At 71.1% G+C, this 23,273-nt stretch carries 19 protein-coding genes; 9 read left to right on the forward strand and 10 right to left on the reverse strand.

The annotated features are described in order from the left end of the window. Positions 1-5: 5 nt before the first annotated feature. Entirely contained in the window at positions 6-1,661 is a 1,656-nt protein-coding gene (locus QSK05_RS22340; RefSeq protein WP_285599237.1) for a DNA repair helicase XPB, read from the reverse strand. Positions 1,662-1,703: 42 nt separating this feature from the next. Further along, positions 1,704-4,232 carry a helicase-associated domain-containing protein gene (locus tag QSK05_RS22345; protein WP_285599238.1) on the reverse strand — a complete coding sequence of 843 codons (2,529 nt, stop codon included), beginning with the start codon at positions 4,230-4,232 and terminating at the stop codon, positions 1,704-1,706. Between the two features lie 148 nt (positions 4,233-4,380). Between QSK05_RS22345 and QSK05_RS22350 the strand changes: the two genes are divergently transcribed. The 6 genes from QSK05_RS22350 (at position 4,381) to QSK05_RS22375 (ending at position 12,987) form a co-directional block, all read left to right on the forward strand. Further along, positions 4,381-5,157 carry a hypothetical protein gene (locus QSK05_RS22350; RefSeq protein WP_285599239.1) on the forward strand — a complete coding sequence of 259 codons (777 nt, stop codon included), beginning with the start codon at positions 4,381-4,383 and terminating at the stop codon, positions 5,155-5,157. Further along, complete coding sequence (locus tag QSK05_RS22355) at positions 5,154-6,098, forward strand: hypothetical protein (protein WP_285599240.1); 945 nt, start codon at positions 5,154-5,156, stop codon at positions 6,096-6,098. The genes QSK05_RS22350 and QSK05_RS22355 overlap by 4 nt, the downstream gene beginning before the upstream one ends. Positions 6,099-6,250: 152 nt before the next feature. Beyond that, positions 6,251-6,922 carry an HAD family hydrolase gene (locus QSK05_RS22360; protein ID WP_285599241.1) on the forward strand — a complete coding sequence of 224 codons (672 nt, stop codon included), beginning with the start codon at positions 6,251-6,253 and terminating at the stop codon, positions 6,920-6,922. A 94-nt stretch (positions 6,923-7,016) separates the two neighbouring features. Next, positions 7,017-7,400, forward strand: a complete 384-nt coding sequence (locus QSK05_RS22365) for a cold-shock protein (protein WP_285599242.1) — start codon at positions 7,017-7,019, stop codon at positions 7,398-7,400. A 167-nt stretch (positions 7,401-7,567) separates the two neighbouring features. Then, entirely contained in the window at positions 7,568-9,865 is a 2,298-nt protein-coding gene (locus QSK05_RS22370; RefSeq protein ID WP_285599243.1) for a DUF3027 domain-containing protein, read from the forward strand. Continuing rightward, on the forward strand, positions 9,862-12,987 hold the full coding sequence (locus QSK05_RS22375; protein ID WP_285599244.1) for a sacsin N-terminal ATP-binding-like domain-containing protein: 3,126 nt from the start codon (positions 9,862-9,864) through the stop codon (positions 12,985-12,987). The genes QSK05_RS22370 and QSK05_RS22375 overlap by 4 nt, the downstream gene beginning before the upstream one ends. A gap of 32 nt (positions 12,988-13,019) precedes the next feature. Here the strand turns inward: QSK05_RS22375 and QSK05_RS22380 are convergent, their stop codons facing one another. Beyond that, positions 13,020-13,388, reverse strand: coding sequence for a DUF2530 domain-containing protein (locus QSK05_RS22380; protein WP_285599245.1), 369 nt, complete (start codon positions 13,386-13,388; stop codon positions 13,020-13,022). Positions 13,389-13,542: 154 nt separating this feature from the next. Here QSK05_RS22380 and QSK05_RS22385 point away from each other — a divergent pair, with 154 nt between their 5' ends. Then, a complete protein-coding gene (locus tag QSK05_RS22385) occupies positions 13,543-13,953 on the forward strand; it encodes a MarR family winged helix-turn-helix transcriptional regulator (RefSeq protein ID WP_285599246.1) in 411 nt (136 codons plus the stop codon). Further along, complete coding sequence (locus QSK05_RS22390) at positions 13,950-15,314, forward strand: MFS transporter (RefSeq protein WP_502879803.1); 1,365 nt, start codon at positions 13,950-13,952, stop codon at positions 15,312-15,314. Before QSK05_RS22385 ends, QSK05_RS22390 begins: the two co-directional genes overlap by 4 nt. Before the next feature lie 21 nt (positions 15,315-15,335). Here the strand turns inward: QSK05_RS22390 and QSK05_RS22395 are convergent, their stop codons facing one another. The 4 genes from QSK05_RS22395 to QSK05_RS22410 all read right to left on the reverse strand — a co-directional run bounded on the left by QSK05_RS22395 (position 15,336) and on the right by QSK05_RS22410 (position 18,835). Continuing rightward, complete coding sequence (locus QSK05_RS22395) at positions 15,336-16,235, reverse strand: CPBP family intramembrane glutamic endopeptidase (RefSeq protein WP_352302295.1); 900 nt, start codon at positions 16,233-16,235, stop codon at positions 15,336-15,338. Positions 16,236-16,322: 87 nt separating this feature from the next. Then, positions 16,323-17,942: a serine/threonine-protein kinase gene (locus QSK05_RS22400; RefSeq protein WP_285599248.1), complete on the reverse strand. Its 1,620-nt coding sequence runs from the start codon at positions 17,940-17,942 to the stop codon at positions 16,323-16,325. 5 nt (positions 17,943-17,947) lie between these two features. After that, positions 17,948-18,241, reverse strand: coding sequence for a WXG100 family type VII secretion target (locus QSK05_RS22405; RefSeq protein WP_285599249.1), 294 nt, complete (start codon positions 18,239-18,241; stop codon positions 17,948-17,950). Positions 18,242-18,316: 75 nt separating this feature from the next. After that, complete coding sequence (locus tag QSK05_RS22410; RefSeq protein ID WP_285599250.1) at positions 18,317-18,835, reverse strand: DinB family protein; 519 nt, start codon at positions 18,833-18,835, stop codon at positions 18,317-18,319. A gap of 96 nt (positions 18,836-18,931) precedes the next feature. Between QSK05_RS22410 and QSK05_RS22415 the strand changes: the two genes are divergently transcribed. Next, the gene (locus QSK05_RS22415; protein ID WP_285599251.1) at positions 18,932-19,417 is read left to right on the forward strand and encodes a GNAT family N-acetyltransferase; all 486 of its coding nucleotides are present in this window, start codon (positions 18,932-18,934) and stop codon (positions 19,415-19,417) included. On the opposite strand, the gene alc is transcribed toward QSK05_RS22415, so the two are convergent. From alc to QSK05_RS22430, 3 genes are all read right to left on the reverse strand, one after another. Further along, positions 19,402-20,544 carry an allantoicase gene (alc, locus tag QSK05_RS22420; protein WP_285599252.1) on the reverse strand — a complete coding sequence of 381 codons (1,143 nt, stop codon included), beginning with the start codon at positions 20,542-20,544 and terminating at the stop codon, positions 19,402-19,404. The two genes, QSK05_RS22415 and alc, sit on opposite strands and share 16 nt — an antisense overlap. A gap of 125 nt (positions 20,545-20,669) precedes the next feature. Beyond that, positions 20,670-22,004 carry an allantoinase AllB gene (gene allB / locus QSK05_RS22425; RefSeq protein WP_285599253.1) on the reverse strand — a complete coding sequence of 445 codons (1,335 nt, stop codon included), beginning with the start codon at positions 22,002-22,004 and terminating at the stop codon, positions 20,670-20,672. A 15-nt stretch (positions 22,005-22,019) separates the two neighbouring features. Beyond that, positions 22,020-23,258, reverse strand: coding sequence for a DUF6986 family protein (locus QSK05_RS22430; RefSeq protein ID WP_285599254.1), 1,239 nt, complete (start codon positions 23,256-23,258; stop codon positions 22,020-22,022). Positions 23,259-23,273 lie beyond the last annotated feature (15 nt).

Here is a 23,273-nt window from a genome sequence, read left to right on the forward strand (position 1 = left end):
AGACCTCAGGCCTCCGGCTCCCGGGCCCCGATCTCCTCGGCGTCCATGATCCGGTAGGCGTATCCCTGCTCGGCCAGGAAGCGCTGCCGGTGCGCGGCGAAGTCCTGGTCGAGGGTGTCGCGGGAGATGACGGCGTAGAACCGGGCCGTCTTCCCGTCGTGCTTCGGGCGCAGGAGCCGGCCGAGGCGCTGGGCCTCTTCCTGGCGTGACCCGAACGAACCCGAGACCTGAATGGCCACACTGGCTTCCGGTAGGTCGATGGAGAAGTTCGCGACCTTGCTGACCACCAGGGTGTGCAGTTCGCCCGAGCGGAACGCGTCGAACAGTCGCTGCCGCTCGGCCACCGAGGTCTCGCCCTTGAGAACCGGTGCGTCCAGACGGTTCCCGATGTCGTCGAGCTGGTCCAGGTACTGCCCGATCACCAGGATCTGCTCACCGGCGTGCTGACGCACCAGCTGCTCGACCACCTTGGTCTTCATCTCGCTGGTGGCGCACAGCCGGTACCGCTCCTCCGGTTCCGCGGTGGCGTAGGTCAGCCGCTCCCGTTCGGGCAGGGTGACGCGCACCTCCACGCAGTCGGCGGGGGCGATATAGCCCTGGGCCTCGATGTCCTTCCACGGCGCGTCGTAACGCTTCGGGCCGATCAGGCTGAACACGTCACCCTCGCGGCCGTCCTCGCGCACCAGCGTCGCGGTCAGGCCCAGACGGCGCCGGGCCTGCAGCGAGGCGGTCATCCGGAACACCGGCGCGGGCAGCAGGTGCACCTCGTCGTACACGATGAGGCCCCAGTCACGGGCGTCGAACACGTCGAGGTGGGCGTACGCGCCCTTCCGCTTCGTCGTCATCACCTGGTAGGTGGCGATGGTGACCGGTCGGATCTCCTTGCGGGAACCCGAGTACTCGCCGATCTCCTCCTCGGTCAGCGACGTGCGCGCGATCAGCTCGTCGCGCCACTGCCGGGCCGAGACCGTGTTCGTCACCAGGATCAGCGTGGTGGTGCCGGACTTCGCCATCGCGGCGGCACCGACCAGGGTCTTGCCGGCGCCACAGGGCAGCACGACCACCCCGGAACCGCCGTGCCAGAAGCCGTCCACCGCGTCGGCCTGGTACGGCCGCAGCTCCCAGCCGTCGGGGGCCAACTCGATCGGGTGCTTCTCGCCGTTCACGTAACCGGCCAGGTCTTCCGCCGGCCAGCCGAGCTTCAGCAGCACCTGCTTGAGATTGCCGCGCTCGCTGGGGTGCACCAGCACGTTCTCCGGATCCAGCCGGGCTCCGACCAGGGGCGCCACCTTCTTGCTGCGCAGCACCTCCTCGAGCACCGGCACGTCGAGCGCGCGCAGCACCAGGCCGTTGTCAGGGTCTTTGATCAGCTGCAGCCGCCCGTAGCGGGCCATGGTCTCGGCCACGTCGACGAGCAGCGCGTGCGGCACCGGGTAGCGCGAGTACTCCAGCAGCACGTCGACGACCTGTTCGGCGTCGTGACCGGCGGCCCGGGCGTTCCACAGACCCAGCGGCGTGAGCCGGTAGGTGTGCACGTGCTCGGGCGCCCGTTCCAGCTCGGCGAACGGCGCGATGGCCCGGCGACAGGCCGCCGCCTGGTCATGGTCGATCTCCAGCAGCAGCGTCTTGTCGCTCTGGACGATCAGTGGTCCGTCAGTCACGAAATGCAGTCTCCCTCATTGCCGGCAGGACCGGACACGACCTCAACCCGATTCCTGCCCAGGTTCATCCCCAGAAGCGGTGGAGCCCCCGGAGCCCTCGGCGGCCCCGGCCACCGCGATCACCCGGTGCACGGAGTACCCCCGCACCTTCCCGGTGCTCAGCTCCAGAGCCCGGATCCGGCCACCCTCCACGGCCAGCGGCTCGATGATCTGCCGCACGGGCCGCCCGGCATCCTCCAGGTATCCGATCCACAGCGCCCGACGTGAGGCCGCGGCCTCCCGCAGCACCGCGATCGCCCCGGCCGGGTCCATCGGCACCAGCGGCGGGGGTTCGGAGTCGTTCGTGACCGGCCGCCGCACGTTCGCGTCCACCGCCCGCATGGCCCGCACCGCCTGGTGCAGGGCCTGCGCGGTGGCGGTGGGCGGCGGCTGGCGTCGCGCGACCGGGGAACCTCCCGAACGGGCGCGGCGCGGCGGCACGGACTGGATGACCAGGTCACCGTCCGGCGACTCGGCCGCCGGGGCCAGACCCATCTCCCGCAGGGCGGCGAGCACCAGGTCGGGCGGGGCCCCGGCCGCGAGCACGGTCGGGGCCAGCCGGCGCAACCGCAGCCCGGCGGCCCGCCGGTCGGCCAGCACCTCCGCCAGGAGGCCCTCGTCGTCCGCCCGCAGATACGCGGAGGCGACCCCGACGCGCAGACGTCCGTACCGGCGGGCGCTGTCGGCGATCAGGTACTCCAGCGGCTGTGGCACCGGGGTCCGGCTGTGCTGGGCCAGCCAGCGGGTCAGGTCTTCCCCCGTACGCCCGGCGTCGAGTGCCCGGCGCACCGAGGCCGCGGTGAAGCGGAAGACCGAGGCACCGCCCCGGCTCTCCACGTCGGCCATGAGCAGCAGTTCGCGCTCGGTCACGGTGGGCAGCCGGCCGGGTGCCACCACGGTCAGGTCGGCCTGCAGCAGCACGTGGTCGACCGGGTCGGGCAGGGTCTCGTCCAGCAGGTCGCCCGCGGTCCGGGCCTCGATCGTGCGGCGCGACACCTGCGCGGCCGTGGGCTCCGGACCGGACCCCGAACCGTAGGTGGGCACCGCCCCGCTCGACTCGGTCGACTCGATCAGCGCCCGCCCGAACGACGAGATAGCCGCCATACCGGTGATTCCCAGCCACGCCGCCTCGGTGAGGGCCCACCGCACCAACTCCGGCTGCGACGCCGACGACCGGCGGGGAGAGGTCCACACCAGCCGCTCCACGAGACCGGAGCCGGACGCGTCTTCCATAGCGCTGACGGTGTCGTCGCTGCGGGAGGGGCGATGGATCGTCTCCACCGAGAGATCCGTCAGCACGTGCTGCCGCACGATCCGCGCCTGCGGGCGCTCCACCAGGGGCCCGAGCGCCGCGATCGGCCCGTCCTTCGGGCCCCGCGAGCCGATCAGGGCCGCCGCCCGGGGACTGTCCCACCAGGCCAGCGCGATCCGGGCCCAGCGCTCGCCGATGCTGCCGGCCAGCCAGACGTCGAAGTCGGGGGTGGGCAGCCACGACGGGTCGGCCTCGCCGTCGTCCGCGATCAGCCCGGCGGCCAGGGCGATCTCCACCACCAGGGCCGCCGGGGTCTCGTCGATGTCGAGCTGCGTGGCGACCCGGCGCAGGTCACGCACGCTCAGCCCACCGGCCCGCAGCAACGGTGGCGGGTCGGTGCCCCAGGCGCTGCACAGTTCCTCGACCAGCCGCACCGCCTCGGCCGCGGACAGGGCCGCCGTGTCGTCGACGTGCCGAGCCTTGCGCTCGCGCACCGGCAGGGCGGGCGGGCTCTGCTCGGGGCGGCGGTGCACCCGGCCCCCACGCAACGCCATCCCGATCTCGCGCGGCAGCACCACGTGGCCCGGGTCGGCGACGGCGAGCAGGCCGTGGGCGAGTAGCCACTCCACCGGCGAGCCCGCGGTGCCGGCCCGCACCGGGCGGTCGGCGTCGGGCACCTGCCCCACGGGCGGCCCCCAGACCAGCCGTTCCAGCACCTGGGCCGCGTTCGCCGGGGCCTTCTCCAGCAGGGCCTTCACCGTGTCCGGGTCACCCAGGTGCTTGGCCAGGCGGGCCAGCGCCGTGTCCGGGTCGCCGGAGGGCGGCAGTCCGAGGTCTTCCATCACCTCGGCCAGGCGCTGCGGTGAGCGGCGGCCCAGGGCCTCGTCCAGCGGCGGGCCCAGACCGGCGGGGTGCGGGCCGAGGCTCTCCCGGGCGGCGCGCACCAGGTGCAGGGAACGGATACCGCCCCAGACCAGGCCCAGCCCGCGCAACCGGGCCAGCGGGCCGCTCACCGGGGCACCCCAGCGGCGGGTCAGCTCACCCGACGACACCGGCTCGGGGCTGACGGCCAGCACCTCCAGTACCTGAAGCGTGCGCGCGTCCAGCCCGTCGACGGCGCGCTGCACCGACAGCCGGCTCACGGCGGCCGTGGCCAGGCCGCCCAGATCGACCGGTGGCGGCACGGTCAGGTCGGGGCGCTGCTCCAGGAGCGAGACCAGCGCCTCGTCGTCCCAGCTACGCAGTTCGTCGGCCAGGCTGCGCACGGGGGTGGGAGGCACGGCCTAACGGTAATCGCCCGCAGCGATCCGCCCGACCTGTCGGGGGCGTGGCGTTGGCATCTCGACAAGCGGTTTGCCCGATGTGTGGGGATGCTCGATCAAGGAAAACGCTCCGGGTCGTCCGGACGCGTCTGAAGAAGGAGGACGCATGGTTACGGCGATCGTCATCATCGTCTTGCTGGCTTTGCTGCTGCTCGGTCTCTTCGCCTTCCAGAAGGCCCGCCGTAACGCGGAACTCCAGCAGCGACGGTCAGAGCTGAAAGACCGGTTCGGGCCCGAGTACGAGCGGTATCTGGCCGGTTCGGACAACCGGACCAAGGCCGAGCGTCGCCTGGCGGCCATCGCGGACCGCCGCGACAAGCTCCAGATCCGCGACCTCAGCACCGAGGAGAAGGCCCGTTTCGGCACGCGCTGGTCCGCGGCCCAGGCCCGCTTCGTCGACGAGCCGCCGGCGGCCGTGGACGACGCGGAGACCCTGATCAACACGGTGATGAAGGAACGCGGTTACCCCGTGGACGACTTCGCCACCCGCTCCGACATGGTCATGGTCGACCACGCCGAGATCGTTCAGGAGTACCGCAGCGCCCACGAGTCGCACGAGCGTCACCGCAGCTCCGGCACGCTGGAGACGGAAGACCTGCGCCAGGCGTTCATGCACTACCGCAAGCTGTTCCACGCGCTGGTCGGTACGCCCGAGCCGGCATCCACCACTCGCCCCCTGGCTGCGGGCAAGCACGCCGACGCCCCCGTTGCTGATGGTGACACGCCCGTGCGCGACACGGTGCCGCTGCCGGCTCGCGACGCCGGGCGTCGTCCGCCGGTCAGCCCCACCCGTCACGAGGGCACCGGCGAGAAGGTCGCCGAGAGCACCACGGTGAACGCTGACCCCGAGAACACCACCCGGCACCCGCAGGAGACCCGATGACGACCCCCACGAACGGCCCGGACCAAGACGTCAGGAACCCCGACGGGCTGCGGACGGATGAGGCGGTCACCGCCGAGCGGCGCGCCGATCAGGCTGCCCGCGCCGCGGCGGACCGGGACGCCGGAGCAGCCCGGGACACCAAGGACGCTCAGGACCCGGTGACCGCCGGCCGGGGCACCCCGCAGGAGACCTCCGCGCAGTCCCGGCCCAGCTGGCCCGGGCCGAGTGCGGCGAGTTCGGTGGGGCAGGCGGGTCCCGGTGAGCGCCCGGTGGGCGGCACGGTCGACGAGACGGTCGATGAGGGCAAGAGCGGCGAATCACGGACGTCGTGGGCGGGTCCCACGGTCGTGTCGCCGGAGCAGGGTGACCCGTCGGTGCGGGAGGACTACGCGCACGGCGAGGCCCACCGCCGCGCCGGTTCCGGGGGTGTCTCCGGTGTCGGCAAGGACGAGGTCATCGGCAAGGACCCGGTCGTCACCCGGGTCCCGGCCGAGCGGCCCCCGCAGCCCGACCCGGTGGACACCGTTTCCGGCAGCTCGGATTCTGGTAGTTCGGACAGCTCGGTCGGCACGGTCCCGGTCAACACGGACCCGGCCGTCGGCAAGACCTCGGACCGCGACGTCGTGGCCGGTGTCGCCGAGGGCGAGAAGATCGACGACACCGACGCGCCTTCAGCTCCGGTCACCTCGATCAACAGTGGCCGGCGTCGTTCCCCGGCCGCGCCCGACGCGGTCGACGGCGTCACCGACGTCACCTCGGACGACGAATGGCGTGATCTGCAGGCCAAGTTCGTTGACGACCCGGAGTCCACGGTCACCGAGGCAGCCACCCTGATCGAGCGTGACCTCGCGGGCCTGCGCTCGAAGCTGGCGGGCGGCTCGACCGAAGACCTGCGCAACGCGTTCAAGCGTTATCGCGGTCTGCACGAGTCGCTGCGCTGACCACCGGCTGACCATCAGCTGACCAGTACCCGCACCACCGGACGGCGAGGGGCCCGCACGGGTGCCTCGTCGTCCTCTGTTGTGCCGGTGTTGTGTCGCGCCGGGCCGAGAGTTGTGCCGGGCGGTGCCGAAACCCCCCTAAACTGGCGGCCGTGCCAACTGAACAGCTGGTGGTCGGCTTCGACCTCGACATGACCCTGGTCGACTCCGCCGACGGCATCGTGGCCACGCTGGTACAGGCCCATCAGCAGGTCGGCGGGGGTGCGCCGGGCACGGTCGTCAATCGTGAGCGGGCCTGGCCGCTGATGGGATACCCGCTCGACCGGATCATCACCGAGCTGATGCCGGGGGTGGACGTCGAGCGGATGGCCGACACCTACCGCTCGCTCTACTCCACCACCGGGCTGGCGCGGAACACGCTGCTGCCCGGTGTGGCGGAAGCTTTCGCGGCCGTCCGCGCGGCCGGCGGCCGGGTCCTGGTGATCTCGGCGAAGTCCGAGCCGGGGGTCCGGTCCGTGCTCGAGGCCATCGGTCTGCTCGACCATCCGCATCGGCCCGACCTGATCGCCGGGGGCCGGTTCGGCACCGCGAAGGGCGAGTTGCTCGTGGTGGAGGGCGCGTCGGTCTACGTCGGCGACCATGTCGGTGACGTGGCCGCGGCCCGGTTCGCGGGTGCCACCAGCGTCGGTGTGATCACCGGACCGCAGTCGGCCGACGAACTCACCGCGGCCGGTGCCGACGTCGTCCTCCATGATCTTCTCGGATTCCCCCGGTGGCTTTCGGGTCATCTGGCCGGATTAAGCCGTTCGCACGTCGGCAACTGACGGCTAATCTTGAGGAAACGACAGATCGTGAGCAAGAGCGGTTGCCGCGGATAATAAGGTCCGCGGCAATCATCACGTGACAGGGGAAAAAGACGTGCCGACTGGCAGGGTCAAGTGGTTCGACGCCGAGCGAGGCTTCGGTTTCGCCAGCAACGATGACGGTGGCGAGGTGTTCGTGCACGCCTCCGCGCTGCCCGACGGCACGACCACGCTCAAACCGGGCGCCAAGATCGAGTTCGGGGTTGCCGAGGGCCGTCGTGGCCTGCAGGCCCTGAGCGTGCGCCTGGTCGAGGCCAGCCCGTCCGTGGCCCGGGCGATGCGCAAACCGGCCGAAGACATGACGGTCATCGTCGAAGACCTGATCAAGCTGCTGGACAATGTTTCCAACAGCCTGCGCCGTGGGCGTTACCCCGACCGTTCTTCCGCGAGCAAGGTGGCAACCGTGCTCCGCGCCGTAGCGGACGACCTCGAGGCGTGATCGGCCGACCGGCTCGCCGCCCGCGCCTGCTCGACACCCTGCGCGGATGGGGGAGACTTGCGGGCGCGGCCACTGCCAGATCGGCGCCGCCCCCGTCGTCGTCGACGGGTGGCACGGCAACCGGTGAACGGTGGCAGGCAGGTCGGGGTGCAGCAGGAGTGGAGCAGATGGTGGACCAGCAGGTGACCGGAACGATCGACGAGGCCCAGGCCCCGATCTTTCCTGAGCAGGCCGAACCGCAGGGCCAGGCTCCGGCCGCGCTGCCGACCGAGCCCGATCCGGTAGCAGCGGCCGCGGTCGACCTGGCCCGTGGCGCCGCGGAAGACGTCGCCCAGCCGGACACCGTGGGCCGTCACCTCTCGGTGTCGGTCGACCAGGCCGGGCTGACGATGCACGCCTTCGACTGCACGGCGAAGGGCTACCGGGGCTGGCGCTGGGCGGTCACGCTCGCCCACGTTCCCGGGTCCGATCGGGTGACGGTCTGTGACACCGTTCTGCTGCCCGGCGCCGAGTCGATCATGGCTCCGGACTGGGTGCCGTGGTCCGACCGGCTGGCCCCGGGTGACCTGGGCCCCGGCGACGAGCTGCCGTTCCGGCCCGAAGACCCGAACCTGGTCCCGGGCTACACGGTCACCGACGAAGACGACGCCGACCAGCAGCTCTTCTGGGAGCTCGGGCTGGGGCGCGAGCGTGTGCTGGGGCCCGAAGGGGTTTCGGGTGCGGCGGATCGCTGGCACCGGGGTCCGCACGGTCCCACGGCCGACATCGCCGTGCAGTCCGCTGCCTCGTGTGTGACCTGTGCGTACTTCGTGCCGCTGTCCGGCCGACTGCGCCAGTCGTTCGGCGCGTGCGCCAACGAGTGGTCGCCCGCCGACGGCTCGGTGGTCACGGTCGACTTCGGCTGTGGTGCGCACAGCGAGACCGACCTGGAGATGCCGGGGCCCGAACCGCTGAGCGACCACATCCTCGACGACACGGTCGTCGACCGGTTCGACCTGTCGGCTCCCGAGCCTTCGGCCGAGTCGGCTCCCGGTATCGAGACCGGGCCGAGGGTGGACGTCGATGAGCCCCAGGCTCCCGGCGACAGTGCGGACGCGGTCGGCCCGGAGTCGTCGGTAGAGGCTCCGGAGTCGTCGGCCGATGCCGAGTCGCCGGCCGATGTTGAGGCGCCGGCTGATGTGGAGCCGCGGGCCCAGGTGCCCGATCGCCGGACCCCGCGGGACGCCGGTGGCACGATGAAGGATCTGGTCGAGCCCGACACCTCGCCTCCGGTGGAGATCTCGGTCGAGCCGACGATCGATCCGGAGCCGGTGGCCTCGCCGGAAGACCTGGTCACGGTGCGTCCGCTGGGCGAGTCGGCGGTGAACGGGACCACGAAGGACGAGTCGTCCCCGGGCGAGTCGGCTGGGGACGCGTCGGTGGCGGACGAGGTTGATCTGGCCGAGACGGCGACGGATGAGTCTCCGGTGGTTCAGCCGGTCGCAGACGAGGTTGCTGAGGCCGGGTCGGTGGTGGACGAGGTGGTTGCCGAGGAGGCAGCGCCCGCCTCGGCCGAGTCGACCGAGCAGGCCGAGTCGACCGAGCAGGCCGAGCCGGTTGAGCCAGCCGAATCGACTGAGAAGGCCGAATCGGCTGAGAAGGCCGAATCGGTTGAGCCGACCGAGCGGGTCGAGTCGGTGGAGCCGGCCGTCGAGGTGGTTGCGTTCGGGGGTGTTCCCCAGGAGCAGACCGTGAAGGCCGAGCCCGAGGAAGACCAGGCTCCGCCGGTCGCGCTGGGTCCCGATGCGCGGGTGGCTGACGGCGATGCTCCGGAAACGGTTGCGTCGAGCGAATCTTCGCAGGGCCAGGCCCTTGAGCCGGTGAGCGAGTACAACCTGCCCGCCGACGGCTCGATCGAGTCGTCAGTGACCGCGCCGGGTGAGTCCATCCGGGAGTCGGACGGTGCACTGGTCACTCCGTCCGAGTCGGCAACCCCCTCCCTCAGCAGTGGAACCGCCGGTGCTGCGGTGGACGCGGTGACGGGGCCGGACCCTGACGGGGCCGGCGACGCCGGTTCCGGGCCGGTTCGGGCCGGAACTGCCGAAGCCGACCACGCTGGTCGCGATGCGGTTGACACCGATTCGGTGGCCGACGTCCTCAATGTCGAGGCACCGGAGAACCATTCGGCGACATCGGTGCCCGAAGCCGCTGAGCTGACACCGGCGGCCGACTCTGTTGCGACGGATGACCCGGCCGTGACCGATGCGCCTTCGGTTGCTGACGAGGTACCGGCCGCTGGCGAGGCCTCGGCTGCTGAAGAAACAGCGGTTACAGGCGATCCGGTCGTTGTCGACGAAGCGCCGGAAGCCGGTCAGGCGCCGGAAGCCGGTCAGGCGCCGGAATCCGGCCACACGCTGGAATCCGGCCACACGCCGGACGACGAGCGTAAGCCTGAGAGCCGGACCGAGGTGCCGCCGCAGTCGTGACCAACGACCGGTTCGGTGTGGCGGACATCCGGCACCGGGTGCTGGCGGCCTGGGCGGCCTCGCCGACCCGGTTCCGGGAAGACGCCAACGCCGAGGAAGAGCTTGTCCTGGGTGGTTACCGGGATCGCCTGGTGATCGAGTTGGCCCAGAACGCGGCCGATGCCGCGTCGCGGGGCGAGGTGTCCGGGCGGTTGCTGCTGCGGCTCGCCGAGTCCGTCGACGGTCCGGGCGGTACGGGCGGCACCGGCGGACCGGTGCTGGTCGCGGCCAACACCGGTGCGCCGCTCGACGCCGACGGCGTGCAGGCACTGTGCACACTGCGGGCCTCGGCCAAGCGCGACGGCGGCACGGTCGGCCGGTTCGGTGTCGGTTTCGCGGCTGTACTGGCGGTGTCCGACGAGCCGGTGGTGCTGAGTCGATCCGGCGGAGTTCGCTTCTCGGCCGCAGATACTCGCGAACTGGTGAGCCGCAAGGCTTTCGAAGACAATTCCCCGAAGCTGGCGGAAGAGCTACAACGCCGCGACGGCAAGGTTCCGGTGCTGCGGCTGCCTTTCGAGGCCGAGGGGGTGCCGCCGGAGGGGTACGACACGGCGGTGCTGCTGCCACTGTCGGGCCCGGACGCCACCGCCCGGGTACGGCAGTTGCTGGCCGAGGTGTCCGATGTGCTCCTGCTGGCCCTGCCCGGGCTGGACGAGATCATCGTCGAGCTGCCCGGTGAACCGCCGCGGGTACTGCGCGATGTCGCGCACCGCTGGCGAATCCTTCGGCGGGAGGGTGACATCCCGGCGGAACTGCTGGCCGACCGGCCGACCGAGGAGCAGTTGCTCACCCGCTGGAGCCTGACCTGGGCGCTGCCCTCCGGCGAGGGTGATCTGCCGCAGCCGGCGGTGCTGAACGCGCCCACGCCGAGTGACGAATCCCTGCCCTGGCCGGCGGTTCTCGTGGCCACCGTGCCGATGGACGTGACCCGGCGGCACGTGGTGGCCGGCCCGGTCACCGACCTGATCGTGGCGAACGCCGCCCGGGCCTATGCGGATCTGCTCGGCCAGGTCGCCGCCGAGGGTGGCGAGGCCTGGCCGCTCGTCGTCACCGGTCTGCCCGCCGGGGCGGTGGACGGTGCCCTGCGCGAGGCCGTGCTGGCCCTGCTGCCCGACATCCCGCTGCTGCACTCGGCCGAGGACGCCACGGTGCTGTTGCGCCCGACGCAGGCCCTGGCGCTCGCCGGACCGGTCGGCGCCGATCGCGCGGTGGTGAGTGTCTTCGCCTCCTGGCTGGACGGTCTCGTGCACGCACCGCGTCCGTCCGGGCCCGTGTTCGACCACCTGAACGTGCGTCGCCAGTGGCTCTCCGACGCGGTCGAGTCCCTGCCGGCGCTGCCCGACCCGCAGCGCTGGCGCGCGGCCTACGAGGCGCTGTCCGGGCTGACGATCGATGAAACAGTACGCGAGGCATTGGCTTTCCTGCCGGTCCCGCTGGCCGACGGTTCGGTCGCGCGCGGTGCCCGAGGTCTGCTGCTGGCCTCCCCGGAGACCGATGTCGACGCTGGGGCACCGATCTCGGTGCCCGAGGCGCTGAGTGTGCTCGGTGCGAAGGTGGTGCACCCCGACGCGGTGCATCCTCTGCTCGAACGGCTGGGCGTCACCGTGGCCGGGCCGCGAGCGCTGGTCGAGCTGCCCGTGGTGCGCTCGGCTGTTCGTGAGATCGGTGATGAGCCAGGTGCTTTCGTCGATCTCGACCGTTCGCCCGACGAGCTGCGCGACGCAGTGCTGGCCTTGGTCGCGGTGGCCGTGACCGCAGGTGAACTGGGCCCGGGGGAGCTGCCCTGGCTGGGGGAGCTGGAACTGAGTGACGAGGACGGAGAACCCACCCCGGCGTCGGCCCTGGCCATCGAGGGCAGTCCGGCCGCCGACTGGTTCCATCCCGACGACGTCGGCATCCTGCCCGAGTGGTGGGCGCAGCGCTGGGGCGAGAGCACCCTGGTCGCGGTCGGTGTGCTGCGAGGGCCCGGTGCCTTCCTGGCGTCCGAGGCCTCACTGGAGCCCGACCTGCTGGGGCTGGACGACGAGGAGGGCACGCCCTCCACGGAGCTCGACGCCTGGGACGACTACGCCGCCTGGGTGCAGGCGACTCATCCGGAGATGCTGCCTGGCGGAACGATTTCCGAGCTCATCGCGGTCCGTGACCTGGACCTGGTGCGGCCCGAGGCGCTGCCCGACGTGGTGACGGCGATCGCCGGCGACCCGCTGCTGCGGCCCGCGCTGGTGCGCCCGGCGCGAGTGGTGTCGGGCGGCCGGGGCTTCGATGTTCCCTCGTACACCGCCTGGTGGTTGAGGTCCGAGCTGACCGACGGCGATGAGGAGGGCGGTGTCCTCGCGGCACCCGACGCCGAGCCGTCGCTGCGTGCCCTGCTGACCCCGGCACCGGACTGGCTGGCCAGGCTCGACGCCGTCGCGAGCCGCGCGGTCGGCGTGGTCACCGGGGTGGACGACCTGGACGCCCAGGGTCTGCACGACGTGCTGGACCGGCTGGCCGATCCGGAGGTCGAGCTGACCGCCGCGATGTTGCTGCCGCTGCTCGAGCGCATGGCCGATCTGGCCTCCGGGCCGGTCGTGGAAGAGACGGAACGTCCCTTTTCCGTGCGTGCCCTCGATCCGGACGACCCGTCCCGCACCGTGGTGGTGCCGGTCGCGCAGGCCGTGATCGTCGACGCGCCGATGTACCGCCAGCGTCATGACCTCGGGGCGCAGGTGCCCGTGGCACCCGCCCGGGCCGGTGCGCTGAGCGACCTGCTCGGCGTGTCCCGTGCGGGTGACCTGATCTCTGGCGTTCTCGACGATGCCGACGGTACGGAGCAGCCGGTGGGCGAGGCGGTACGCGGTCTGCTCCCCGAAGCTCCGGCCACCTGGTGTGAGCACGAGGCGCTCGTCGTGGATGGCGTCGAGGTGGACTGGTGGGTCGAGGGCGAGGGAACGACAGCGAGGCTGCACGCGTCGACCGTCGACGGTCTGGCCCGGGCACTGGCCTGGTCGGGGGAACGCTGGGAACTGCGCGACCTTCTGGCGGCGGTGCTCGCCGACCCGGATCTGGGTGCGGACGCGCTGGTCGACCAGACTTTCGGCTAAGGGCTGGTCGGGCTAGGTCAGATCAGGTCAGATCAGGGCAGGGTGCCCGGCACGCCGCCGGGCCGGGGCACGGGCTTGCGCCGCAGCTTGGGCAGCCCGGTGGGCTCCCCGTTGTTGCGTGGCACGTCGTCGACGTCTCCCGTGTAGCCGCTGGAGGGGATGACCTCACCCGGCTTCGGCTTGGGGCGGCGGACGAGTAGATACGTGTAACCCACGAACCCGAGCGCCACTCCGGCCAGGGCGGTCCACACCCACCAGCCGCGTCCGGTGGACTCCAGCTCGGGGCGCAGGACCAGTCCCAGTACAAACAGCAGCGCCCAGATGCCGGTGCCGACCGCCACCGGCAGCCGTTCGCCCGGACCACCCTGGGTGACCTGGTAGGGCACTTCCTGTTCTCCCACTCTTTCGAGGTTACCTGTCCGAACGGGCGGACCAGGGGTTATGTGCCCCACTGCGTGATGATCTTGCGTCGGACAGCCCGAACAGGCGACCGGAAACCACCCCGAGAGGCGAGGGAATAGTTAGCACGGCTAAGCAGTTCGGTAGACTGTGAGCGTGCTCGAGGAGACAGAACTGCGCGTGTCCCTGATGAAGGTGACACGCCGGTTGCGCGCGGAGAAGTCTGACACCGAACTCACCGACAGTCAGATGTCGGTGCTGGCTGTGCTGGATCGGACCGGTCCTGCGACACCCCGGGCGCTGGCTGATTTCGAGCGGGTGCAGCCGCCCTCCATGACCCGCACGCTCGCCGCCCTGGACGCCCGCGGTCTGGTCGACCGCGAGCCCGACCCGGCCGACGGCCGGCAGATCATCGTCCGGATCACCCCGTCCGGCGAGGCCGCCGTCACCGCGACCCGTCGTCAGCGCGACGCCTGGCTGGCCCGGCGGCTGGCCGACCTCGACCCGGAAGAGCGAGCCGTTCTCGCCCGTGCGTCACAGATATTGAGGAGGATCGCCGACTCGTGAGTCCCATGTTCAGGGCCCTGGGCATCCGTAATTACCGACTCTGGGCAACCGGAGCCATCGTGTCGAACACCGGCACCTGGATGCAGCGCGTGGCCCAGGACTGGCTGGTCCTCACCCAGCTCACCGACAACTCCGGCGTCGCGGTCGGCATCACGACCGCGCTCCAGTTCCTGCCGGTGCTCCTGCTGGCCCCCTGGGCCGGCGCCGTCACCGACCGGTTCGACCGCCGCCGGGTGCTCATCTCCACGCAGGTGGCCTTCGCCGTTCTCGGCCTGACCCTCGGCCTGCTCGTCGTCACCGGCCTCGTGCAGCTCTGGATGGTCTACACCCTCGCCTTCGGTCTCGGTGTCGTCGCCGCCGTGGACGGTCCGGCCCGCCAGGCCTTCGTCTCCGAGCTGGTGCCGGTCGACTACCTGCCCAACGCCGTCGGCCTGAACTCCGCCTCGTTCAACGCCGGCCGTCTGATCGGCCCCGGCCTCGCCGGTCTGCTGATCGCCTCGTTCGGCACCGGTCTGGTGTTCCTCGTCAACGGCGTCAGCTTCGTCGCCGTGGTGTTCTCCCTGACCCGGATGAACCGTGCGGAGCTGAGCGCCCAGCAGCGTCCGCCCCGCGGCAACCGCTCGGCCCGCGCCGGCCTGGTCTACGTGCGCAGTCATCCCGAGATCGGCCTGATCATGGCCATTGTCGGCACGGTGGCGATGCTGGGCCTGAACTCTCAGATCACCATCGCCCTGATGGCCCGGCTGGTCTTCGACAAGGGCGCCGGGGAGTACGGCATCCTCGGCTCGGTCATGGCCATCGGATCGCTCGGTGGCGCCCTGCTCGCGGCCCGGCGGGAACACCCCACGGTGAAGCTGGTCATCACGGCCGCCGCGGCCTTCGGCGTCACGTCGATCCTGTCCGCGGTGATGCCCACGTACTGGTCGTTCGGCCTGATGCTGATCCCCGTGGGCCTGTCGGCGCTGACCATGCTCACCGCCGCCAACGCCACCATCCAGCTCTCCACCGAGCCGGCCATGCGAGGACGCGTGATGGCCCTCTACATGGCGGTGATCATGGGTGGCACACCGATCGGGTCGCCCATCATCGGCTGGGTCGGCGAGACGTTCGGCCCCCGCTGGACCGTGCTCATCGGCGGTATCGGAACCCTCCTCGTCGCCGTCGTGGCCGCAGCCGTGCTGAGCCGCTCGCCGGGTCTGCGCGCAGCCGTGGCCCAGGCCGAGAAGGGCCCGGCCGTCACGGTCACGGCCACCACCGTGCGGGCCCGGTCCAGGCACACCCCCGAGGCCGAGACGGTCGCCCGGACCACGGCAACCCGGACGACGGCAACGGCCGAGGTGACGGAGAACTCGACCGCCTGACCCGCCTTCCAACAAGAAGGGTCAGGCGCCCAGCAGCTTGTCCAGGACACCCTGGAACAGCTGATACCCCACGAAACTGACGATGTCGAGGATCGTGTGGGCCACGATCAGGGCCCACACCCGGCCGCCGCGCCGGTACCACTCGGCGAACACCAGGCCCATGATCGCGTTCCCCACGAATGCCCCGAAGCCCTGGTACAGGTGGTACGAGCCGCGCAGCAACGCACTCGCCACGATGACTCCCCGCCAGCTCCAGCTCTGACGGCGCAGCCGGTTCATCAGGTACCCGACCACGATGACCTCTTCGAGCACCGCGTTCTTGACCGCCTGCAGCATCAGGACCGGAACGGTCCACCAGTACTCGCCCAGGCCGGACGCCACGACCGTCGTGGTCAGGTTCAGCCGGTTCCCGATGATGTACAGCGCCAGACCGGGCACCCCGATCAACGCCGCCAGCCCGGCTCCATGGGCCAGATCGCGCCAGTAGGTACGGCCTCTCGCAGTCGTGCTCGAGTCGCTCGTCCCAGCCTCGGCGACTGTACGCTCCGGGCCGTCAGCGCTGGCCCGGAACCACACCCCACCCCGGCTCAACCCGAGTCGCTCGGCCCAGCGGGGTGTGTCACCGGCCAGCAGCCACAGCACCAGGGCCACCGGCACGAGCGTGTTGACGATGCCCAGGAGCTGGTAGGTCAGGTCCAGGTACTCGCGCACGCTCTGGGACGTGTTCAGCGTGGAGGTCTGCGACCGCAGACTGCCCTCGGCCGTCAGCTTGGCGATGATGCTGACCAGCGAATAGACCCCCGACATCCCGAGCGAGAGCCCGAGGACGATCCAGATCTCCCAGGTCAGCCGGCGTTGGGCCGCGGGCTCATCGTGCGGTGGCTCCTCGCTGACGTCGCGGCGCAGGGCCGGACCCCGCATCCACCAGGGGGAACCAGCCACGTCGGCATCGGTCTGAGACACGCCGCCACGATAGACAACCTCGCTGTGGTGAGCCCCGCCACCCGCTCATCGCCCCTCCCCGGATTCTCCGGCCCGCGGCAGCGCCGGCCCCAGCGCCCCGCCGGCGCCCGCGTGCACCGTGTAGTCCACCGGCGCCCGTTCCACCACGGCCGACGGCGGCAGGGCCGGGCGGCTGAGGTACTCCACTCCTTCCGGCACCGGAGCGGTGCGGTAGGCGGCGCCGATCCGTTCCGACAGCTCCGCCCGGCGCTCGGGAGTGGTGGCGACGTCGCGGAACTCCTCGTACAGCCGGTGTGTGTCGCGGGTGACGCGCCAGCTGGCCGGGGTGTGGAACTGAACTTCGAAGGCGATCCCCGTGGACGGGTCGGCCCAGGTGGTGTTGAGACCGCGGTACCGCTGCGAGCTCCAGGCGTTGTTCAGGCTGAGGTTGTGATAGCCGCGATGCGCCAGCAGACGGGTGACCTGCTCGACCCCGGACACGTACGAACGATTCTCCAGCACCACCGTGTAGCGCACCGCGTCTTCGGCCCGGTCGAGCAGCACCGGCAGCGGACGGCCCGTGTTGGCCTGCTGCGTGGCCACCTTTCGCCTCATCGACTCCCCGGTCTTCAGGCGGTTGGACAACCCGGCCAGATCGGCCCGGGCAGCTCGCGACACCTCTCGCATGGTCTTGGTCAGGCTGGGTTCACCGGCGGCGATCAGCGCCGAGAACCTTTCCACCGCCTCGACCGCCTGGGGCGTGAGTTCGCGCCCCAGGGTGTGCTCCCAGGACATCGGGCCCAGCGGCTGCGTACTGCGATCGATCAGCCGGGACCGCGCCGACCGGGCCGCGGCCTCGGTGGCACCCCGGCGACCGGCTTCTTCCGCGCGGGCCAGCTGGGACATCCGGGCCGCCCGGGAGAGTTGCCCGGCCCGCCCGGTCGCCGTGCTCGTGCCGGCCCCGAAACCCCCGGCCACGCTGGGCAGCAGGTGCCCCGTCGCGCGGGCCGGGTTGGACCGCCAGGTGTGCCAGTCGACCACCGCCCGGCCGGTGTCGGCCGGGTGCGAGGCCGCTTCCTTCACCGTTCCGAGCAGGCGCACCGTGGTCGAGGGATCGTGCCGGGCCACCCACCGGGTGAACCCGATGGCCGCGACCAGGCTCTCCTCGGTGGCCTCCTGCGCCCCGAGCAGCACCTCGGCCCGCGCATCTTCGGCGGCGGCCAGCCAGCGACGCCAGCGCGGCGGACGCTGCGGGGCCACCGCCGCCAGCCCGGACAGCGTGGTCGCGGTGAGCCGCGCCGCCTCGTGCGCACGTTGAGCGGCGTCTCGGCTGAGCACCTCGGCCAGGTCGGAGGGAGACGAAAGAGCCCTTCGGAGTTCGTGAATCGCGGGTTCCAGCAGCTCGGCGAACCGAGAGTAGGCGGTCGCGGCCCGGCGGCACGCCGAGGCCACCCGGCGGAACTCGTCGGGCTGGGTGGAGAGCATCTCGCTGATCGCCCCGGCGGCCGGGCCGGGCACCGCCTGAGCCAGGGGCGTGGGCAGACCGACAGCCGCCGCCTCCAGCCCGTCGGCGATCACCTGGAGGTGCCGGCTCAGCGACTGCGCGGCGGCCGACTGCGCCGCGAGCCGGGTCAGCTCGCTGGGGGAGACCCCGCCGGTGGAGGACTGGTGCCTGGTGCGAGCCACCCCGGTCACGGCTGAAAGCCCCGGGTCACCACGGTTTCGGTGTCTTCACAGGTCTTGGCCAGCAGAGAGAGCAGGTCGGCCAGGCGCTCGGCGTCGCCCACCACGTCGCCGAGGGCGTGCGACCAGCGGTCGAGGAACTCGTGCGACGCCCCGACCAGTGCCGGGTCGCCGAGGGCGGACATGGTGGCCCGCACGGGGCCGGGGTGGGCGTGGAGGGTGGACGCCTCGGACGCGGCCGACCGGACGCGTCCGGCCAGATCGTGGAGCTCTGCGGTGTCGACGTGAAGCCGTGGGCTCATGTCTTCAGACCGTAGGGCAGACCACCGACAGTCTTGGAAAGTTATCCACAGGCATGGTTTTCCACAGGCTGGGGATTACGGTGTGACATCGTGCAGATGATGCACCGGGTCGTGCAGGAGATAGCGCGCGAAGCTGTCGACGGTGAACCGCGCCCCGTCGCTGCGCCGCCCGGGCCGGCTCCACTGCTCGTCGGTGACGGCGGCGAACCGGTGGGCGATCGCGTCACCGGCCTCCAGGAGCTCACGCGAGACCAGCACCGGATCCTGCTCCCAGTACCGGTCGGCCAGCGCGGTGTCGTCCTGGTCCCAGTTGGGGAAGATCGGGTCGTTCTCGGTGAGCATCGTCTGCAGACGCCCGTCGAAGACCCGGAAGGTGTCACGCACGTGACAGGCGTACTCCAGCGGCGACCAGACCTCTTCGGAGGGACGTTTGCGCACGTCGGGCGTCACCAGCACCTCCAGCCAGGCGGCGGCGTTGGCCCGGATCAGCGACGGCAGGCGCCACATCGCAATGGATCCGGCCTCGTAACCGCACTCCGGGCAGGTGCGATCGAGTACCCACGTCCAGTCCTTGGTGTCCTTCGCGATCGCCATGCACAAAGATTAGTGCGGACCTTCCGGGTGAATCCTCTTCTATGCGCACTCCTGTCACAGATATTTACCGGCCACCTGCGCACTTAGCATGACCGGATGCACCTGACCGTCGAAGCCGCCCGCCCCGAGCACGCCACCGACGTGTCCCGCCTGCTGCGTGATTACCTCACCCTCACCGAGCAGGAGAAGACCGCCCGTGGCCTGGCCGTCGGCGGCCCGCTGCCGCAGCGTTACCAGGACGAGGTCGACCACCCGGAAAGCCTTCTCCCCGACTGCCTGCTCGCGTGCACCGGCGACCGGGTGCTCGGCCTGGTGGTGCTGAAGGAACAGGGCGACCAGGTCGAGATCAAGCGGCTCTGGGTCGACCCGGCCGCCCGCGGCACCGGTGCCGGCCGCGCCCTGGTGCGCGCGGCCGTCGACCGGGCCGGCGCCCGGCCGGTCACCCTCACCGTCTGGGACTGGCGGGCCGCCCCGATCGGCCTCTACCGCTCACTCGGGTTCACCGACACGCAGTCGTGGGACGAACGTCCACACCTGATCTGCATGACTCTCCCGGCGGGCACCGCTCAGTCGAGCAGATAACTCCGCAGAACCGCCGGGATCACGTCCCTCGACGAGCGCAGCTGGTCCGCGTCCTGCGACGACAGGTCCGGCACCGCGAGCAGCAGCTCTTCCAGGTGCCCGTCCGGCAGCGCCTGCAGCCAGCGCCGCGCCGCCTCGTCCAGGGCCTCTTCGGTGAGTTCACCCAGGAACCGCACCCGGGACATCCCACCGTCCGGATACACGTCCATCCGGATCTGCGTCACCACGTCGCGGGCCACCCTCAACCGGTGCACCGAGTCGGGCCGCAACGGCCCGCGGGGCAGCAGTTCCAGCCAGGTCGAACTGTCATCAACAGAGGACGACGCCGGCACCGCACCGGTCAGTCTCACCTCTCCGGGAGCGTTGCCGAGGAAGTGGCTGGTGTCGATCACCGCCCGGCGCACCCGCCCGGCCCCGGCCAGCGCGAAGACCACCCAGTCGTTGCCGCCGTCGCGCCGCCGGGCGTTCTCCCAGCCGCCCTCGGTGGTCAGCGGGTCGCCGGGCCGGATCAGCTTGCCCGCCGACGAGTAGAACATGTCCGAACAGCCCACCACCGCACCGCCGTTCGTGAGCGCGGCAAGATCGATGGTGCCGGTCAGATGACGCGGGTCGGCCACCGGCTCACCGAGCACCCGCAGTCGGGCCACGCCGCCGTCCGGGTAGATCGACAGCCGCACGTGCGTCCAGCGGCGGTCACTGGCCACCTCGAACGCATTCTCGGTGTCACCCTTGAGCGCGACCTTCGGCAGGATCGTGGTCCAGGCGCTCTCGGGCAGGTCCTGAGCCACCGGGTGGCCCTCGCTCGCCGTCGCCTCGATCGTGGCGTAGGGCGGGTAATTGCCCTTGAAGTGCGCTGTGTCGATGACCACCGAGCGCACGACACCGGGAATGCCCAGCCGCACGATCGCGAAGTCGTTCCCCGGCCGGTCCACCGGGTCGCGGCGCCGGCGGGTCTCCCAGCCGTCGTAGATCTTGCCGTCCGGCCCGAATTCGTGCACCTGGTGCGCCGAGGGCTCCGGCCGGATCAGGTTGCGCCGGTCGGCGAACAACTGGTCGTTCGCGTACACCACCCGCCCGCCGACGTTCGAGCACGCGAGATCTGTCAGTCCGCCAAGTTGTTCAGCCATGTCGGCCACCTTCCTGTGCCACTTCCCCGGGGAAAGTCTGCATGATCACGACCAATAGGTGGGGGTCTACCGTGATCAGGCAAAGTTTCCCCGGAAAGATTGCATGATCACGAAGGGTTTGAGGGCTACACGTCGCCCCGCCGCAGCAGCCGGCCCCGCGGGGGAGCGGTCAGGTCGATGGGCTCACCGGCCAGCCAGGTCTCGCGCACCACCCCGGCCAGGGCCATACCGTCGTAGGGCGTGATCGCGTGCTTGTGCTCCAGCGCGGAGGCCGCCACCACCGACGCCTCGTCGGGGGCGAACAGGCACAGGTCGGCGTCGTAGCCCAGCGCGATCCGGCCCTTGCGGGTCAGGCCGGCCAGGTTCGCGGTGCGGGCCGCCATGTACTCGGCCACGTCGACCAGCGTGAGGCCGTGGGTGCGGGCCTGGCTCCAGACCGCCCGCAGGCCCAGCTGCAGTGACGAGATGCCACCCCAGGCCACACCGAAATCACCGATGTCGAAACGCTTCAGCTCCGGCGTGGAGGGGGAGTGGTCACTGACGATCACGTCGATCACGCCGTCGCGCAGCCCTTCCCAGAGCAGCTCACGGTTCGAGGACTCGCGGATCGGTGGGCAGCACTTGAACTGCGTGGCCCCGTCGGGAATCGACTCCGACGTGAAACTCAGGTAGTGCGGGCAGGTCTCGACCGTGATGAGCACACCGTCGCGCTTGGCCGAGGCCAGCATCGGCAGGGCGTCGGAGCTGGACAGGTGCAGGATGTGCACCCGCGCCCGGGTGTACCGCGCGGCCTCGATCACCTCGGCGATGGCCATGTTCTCGGCGCCGCGCGGGCGCGAGGCCAGGAACTTCCGGTAGCGCTCGCCGTCGGCGGCCGGAGCCCGGTCGATCGCGTCTGAGTTCTCCGCGTGCACGATCATCAGGGCGCCGAAGTCCTGCAGCTTGCCGAGGTACTGCTCCAGCTCGTCCGACGACAGGGGCAGGAACTCGTCCACCCCGGAGTGCAGCAGGAAGCACTTGAACCCGAACACCCCGGCGTCGTGCAGCGGCCGCAGGTCGTCGAGGTTGCCGGGCACGGCCCCGCCCCAGAACCCGGTGTCCACGAAAACCGCACCGGAGGCCGATTTCCGCTTGATCTCGAGCGCCTCGACCGTGGTGGTGGCCGGGATCGAGTTCAGCGGCATGTCGATGACCGTGGTGACGCCGCCGGCCGCCGCGGCCCGGGTGGCGGTCTCGAAGCCCTCCCACTCGGTGCGGCCCGGCTCGTTGATGTGCACATGGGTGTCGACCAGGCCGGGCATCAGCACCACGTCGTCGCCCAGTTCGATCACCCGGGTGGCCTCCAGCGGCGCGTCGAGAGGCTCGATCGCCACGATCCGCCCGTCTCGAATCCCGATGGAACGGGCCGACTCGCCCACCGTGGTGATGACGCGTCGAGCCCGGAAAACCGTGTCAAGCATGAGAACCTCGTCCCGTCAGCGTTTCGCCAGCACCAGCAGGGCCGCCCGGTCGAGTCCGGAGGCGAGAAGCACCTCGGAGTCGTCACAGGCCCCGCACTCCACCGCCCGCAACACCGCGTTGGCCAGGGCCTGTGCGGTGGCGGGCTCGTCCATCACGCCTGAGTCCGCCTTCTGGGTGTAGGCCCGCAGACGCGCCGCGCTCGGCGCGAGCTGCGCCCGGTAGAACGCATAAGTGGCTGCGTACCGGGTGACCAGGTGCCCCGGGTGCAGGTCCCAGCCCTGGTACAACGCGCGCTCCAGGGCCCGGTTCACCAGCCGGGCGTGCAGGGTCCAGGCCGCCGCGATCTCGTCCGGGGAGCCGACCGGGATCACGTTCGTCGACCCGTCACTCACCCGTACACCGGTCTGCGCGGCGGCCAGCTGCATCACGGCCTTGGCGTGGTCGGCCAGCGGGTGCTCCAGCGACTGGTAGCCCGCGACCACCCCGGCCGCCGCACTGAAATCGTAGGTGCCGTAGTGCAGTCCCTCGCAGCGGCCCTGTGCGGCGTGCACCAGTCGGGCCACCGCCGCCGTGCCGTCCGGCCCGTAGACCGCCTGCGGCACCTCGATCTGCAGCTCCAGGCGCAGCGATCCCTCGTCCAGCCCGTAGGTCGACTCCAGGTACGCGAGCACCCGCACCCCGGCGTGGACCTCGGCCTCGTGGGCGACCTTCGGTAGCGTCACGACGAATCGCTCCGGTAGTCCATCGTGCGAAACCGCCGCGGAGACAAGGAGTTCCAGTGTTTTCAGGCCTCTCCAGCGGGTGGCGGGCTGGAGCCCTTTGATGCGGGTGCCGGTGAGCAGCGGAGCCTCGGGCCGCCCGGCCAGCTCGGCCAGCGCGATCCCGGCGGCGGTCGCCGCCGCGTCCTCCTCCTCGGAAGGACGTAAACCGTAACCGTCCTCGAAGTCGACCCGGACGTCCTCGATCGGCTGGGAGGCGAGTTTCGCCAACAGACGCGGGTGGACGTCTACCATCAGTTCCGCGGGAAGCCCCGAGAAAGACGCCAGGGACGCGGAATCGGTGACGTGGGTGCTCAGCAGGGTCAGTGCCCGTGAACCCCACTGTGTGCAGGTCGACGCGGTGAACTGATCGGCCGGTACGTACGCGGTGTGCACCGGCTGCCGGCTGGGGGCCTCGCCCGGGAAGCGGGCGGCCTGGGCGTCGGCGGGGGCCAGCAGGGTGTCGATCTCGGAAATGAAGGCAGCGTCGAACATGTCGTTCCCCTTACA

This window comes from Kineosporia sp. NBRC 101731, from assembly GCF_030269305.1.
Taxonomy (GTDB): Bacteria; Actinomycetota; Actinomycetes; order Actinomycetales; family Kineosporiaceae; genus Kineosporia.